The sequence below is a fragment of the Roseateles sp. genome (assembly GCF_036404855.1).
Classification (GTDB): Bacteria; Pseudomonadota; Gammaproteobacteria; order Burkholderiales; family Burkholderiaceae_C; genus Pelomonas.
In genome coordinates this window covers 1-2,011 of the sequence record NZ_DASWYS010000085.1, presented here as the reverse complement: position 1 = coordinate 2,011, position 2,011 = coordinate 1, and the positions used below count along the sequence as shown (strand labels likewise).

At 71.2% G+C, this 2,011-nt stretch carries 2 protein-coding genes; both read right to left on the bottom strand.

The features are described 5' to 3' along the window. Window positions 1-146: 146 nt before the first annotated feature. Window positions 147-842, bottom strand: a complete 696-nt coding sequence (locus VGF12_RS05680) for an ABC transporter ATP-binding protein (RefSeq protein WP_331175073.1) — start codon at window positions 840-842, stop codon at window positions 147-149. Window positions 843-857: 15 nt separating this feature from the next. After that, a partial coding sequence (locus VGF12_RS05675; RefSeq protein WP_331175072.1) for an efflux RND transporter periplasmic adaptor subunit occupies window positions 858-2,011 on the bottom strand: 1,154 nt, incomplete at its 5' end.

Genomic DNA, 2,011 nt, shown 5'->3' with positions numbered 1-2,011 from the left:
GGCTTCCTGCGCGCCGTCGTAGGCCGCAGCCTGGCGCAGCAGCGGGTCGGCCGCGCGCGCCTGCGCCCAGACCTGAAGCAGGTCGTCGGCGCGGGCCGCGGTGGCGGCCAGCAGCGCGAGGACAGGGATCAATCGACGCATGGGAATCAAGCCGCGAGAGCGGTGTTCAGCTCGGCCGTCAGATCGACAACCTGGCCGTCGATGACGTGCACGTTGCGCTGCGCGCGGGCCGCCAGCTGCGGGTCGTGAGTGACCATGACGATGGTGGCGCCTTCGCGGTGCAGCTCCTCCAGCAGCTCCATGACACTGCGCGCCATCGCGCTGTCCAGGTTGCCGGTCGGCTCGTCGGCGAGCAGCAGGCGCGGCTCGCCGGCCAGCGCTCGGGCGATGGCCACGCGCTGCTGCTGTCCGCCCGAGAGTTCGTTGGGGTAGTGGCGACCGCGCGCCGACAGGCCCACGCGGGCCAGCGCCTCGGCGGCGCGCCGCTTGCGCTCGACGCCGCCGAAGCCGCGGTACCGCAGCGGCACCTCGATGTTGTCCAGCACGCTGAGGTCGGGGATCAGGTTGAAGGCCTGGAAGATGAAACCGATCTTCTGGTTGCGGATGCGCGAGCGCTCGGCGTCGCCCATGCGGCTGACGTCGATGCCGTCGAGCTTGTAGGTGCCGGCGCTGAAAGCCTCCAGCAGGCCGGCGATGGTCAGGAAGGTCGTCTTGCCGGAGCCGGACGGGCCGGTCACGGCGACGAACTCGCCCTCGTTGACGGTCAGGTTGAAGTCGCGCAGCGCGTAGGTCTCGACCATCTCGGTGCGGTAGACCTTCTGCAGTTTTTCCATCTGGAGCATCGTTCTTCCCCTTGCTTAATCCGCGATCAGGACGCGCTCGGCGCCCTTGAAGTTGTCCGATCCGGAGATGACGACGCGGTCCCCGGCCACGAGGCCGGAGATCACCTCGACACGCTCCAGCGAGCGAGCGCCCAGCTTGACGGCGACCTTCTCCGCCACGCCGTTGCGCACCACGTAGGCCTGGCTGCCGCCGCCCTCGTCGACGAAGCTGCCGTTGGCCACGCCCAGCACCTTGTCGCGGCGGTCCAGCAGCACGCGCACCGACAGGCGCTGGTTCTGGCGCAGCTGCTCGGGCTGCTTGCCGTCAAAGCGCAGCCGCGCGCTGACTTCGCCGTTGACGACCTCGGGCGACACCGAGCTGACCAGGCCGGCCCAGCGCTGGCCATTGCCGCTGATCTCGCCGGGCATGCCCGGCTGCAGTTCGCGGGCGAAGCTCTCGGCCACCTGCATCTGCACCTCCAGCGCCGACAGGTCGATGACCGACAGCAGCTTGGCGTCGCGGGCGACGTTGGTGCGGTCGGCGATGAAGAGCTGGCCGACCTGGCCGTCCACGGGCGAGCGCACCTGCAACTCGGCCACCTGGCGCTCCAGGTCGGCCACCAGCAGCTGCTGGCGGGCCAGCGCGCTCTGCTTGGCCTGCACATCGAGCTTGAGGCTGTCGGTCTTCAAGCCGCGCAGGTCGCGGGCCTGGTCCAGTGCCAGCTTGGCCTTGGCCAGCGCGTCCTGGGCGCGCTCGACCTGCATGCGCGCCGTCGCACCGGCCTCGAAGGCCTGGGTCTGGCGGGTCAGGTCGTTGGCGGCGGTCTGCTGGTCGATGCGGGCGTTCTCGTAGGCGCTTTGCAGCGCGGCGGTCTGCTGGCGGGCCTCGACCTCGGCGCGGGCGAGGTCGGCCTTGAGCGCGTCGACGTGGCTGCGCTCCTGGGCCAGGCGGTTGGTCAGCTCGGGCGAGTCGACGCGGGCCAGCACCTGGTCGCGCTTGACCGGGTCGCCGGCCTTGACCAGCAGCGTCGCCGTGCCGCCGCCCTGCGCGTACAGCGTGGGGCTCTGCGCGGCGACGACGCGGCCCTCGCCGGCCACGTCGCGCGTCAACGGGCCGACGGCGACCGTGGCGATGGACAGGCGCTGCGCGCTGACGGTGGTGCCGGCCGACAACATCTGCTTGACGCGCG

What these genes read in the sequence shown, in the direction of transcription:
- VGF12_RS05680 (WP_331175073.1), bottom strand. Translation starts at nt 842, where the DNA reads ATGCTCCAGATGGAAAAACTGCAGAAGGTCTACCGCACCGAGATGGTC.